Genomic DNA, 1,157 nt, shown 5'->3' with positions numbered 1-1,157 from the left:
CCTTGTATCTACACGAGAGAGATTTCGTGGGATTGAAGCGATTGAGCCAAGGTCCGGGCGGCCGCCCGGACCTTGGCTTGGCGAAGTCGCCCGTACCACCTGAGGTTACAGCCGCGGGAGAGCTTGGGATCTTCGCCTTCGTCACGCACGACCGAACAGTCGCTTGGTTCCAACCGTACGCACAAGGCAGGTTACCGTGAACATGATCATTTGTGGAGTTGATGTTTCGAAGGATTGGCTGGACGCGCATGTCTGGCCCGACGGGGCGGTAGAGCGCTTCACCAACGACGCGACGGGGATCGCAGCTCTTTGGCTGTTCTGTCACAACCATGGCGCAACCCACGCGGTGATGGAGGCGTCGGGCGGCTATGAGCGGTTGGGCTTCATGCTTTTGTGGGCGCACGGCATGCCGTGCGCTCTGGTCAATGCCAAGAGCGTGCGCCGCTTCGCCGAGGCGATGGGCTATCTGGAGAAGACCGACCGTATCGACGCTTCCATCATCGCCCATTACAGCGCAGTCAAGAAGATCGTGCCGACGCCACCACCCAGCACTGCCCAGCAGCGGCTTACTGCGCTGGTTGGGCGGCTTTGCCAGGTCGTCGGCGATGCGACCGTCAACAAGCAGCGTAGAAGCGCCGCGCGCGATGCCGAGACAGGCGCCAGCATCGAGGCGATGCTGGCTTTCCTCAAGCGTGAGGAGCGGCGCCTGGAAGGCGAGATCGCCTCGATGATCGACGATGATCCGCTGTGGGCCAGATTGGGATCGGCCTTCCGTTCGCTCAAGGGCGTGGCTGGCCGCACCGTGGCCCGCCTCATGGCCGAACTGCCCGAGATCGGCCTCATCTCCAACAAAGCAATCGCCAAGCTGGCAGGCCTCGCCCCTATCGCCAACGACAGCGGCAAGCGCGCCGGCAACAGGCATGTGCGCGGCGGACGCGCCGGGCCCCGGGGCATCCTCTTCATCGTCGCAGCCATCGCAGCCAAGTTCGATCCCCATCTCAAAGCGTTCGCTCAACGGTTGCAACAGGCGGGAAAGCCCAAAATGCTCATCCGCATCGCACTCGCCAGAAAACTTCTCGTCATCCTCAACGCAAAAGCACGCGACGCGAGAAGCGAATTCGCAAATGCAACTTGACACCCCAGATAGTCGCTCTCCC

General features: G+C 62.2%; 1 protein-coding gene. It reads left to right on the top strand.

Going from position 1 to position 1,157, the window contains the following annotated elements; translation table 11 throughout:
- The first annotated feature begins 196 nt into the window (after positions 1–196).
- Entirely contained in the window at positions 197–1,135 is a 939-nt protein-coding gene (locus tag EN808_RS35045; protein WP_127873644.1) for an IS110 family transposase, read from the top strand.
- The last annotated feature ends 22 nt before the right edge of the window (positions 1,136–1,157 follow it).

Origin of the sequence: Mesorhizobium sp. M8A.F.Ca.ET.165.01.1.1 (genome assembly GCF_004792065.1) — a bacterium.
Taxonomy (GTDB): Bacteria; Pseudomonadota; Alphaproteobacteria; order Rhizobiales; family Rhizobiaceae; genus Mesorhizobium.
This window is presented reverse-complemented; position numbering and strand designations above follow the sequence as displayed.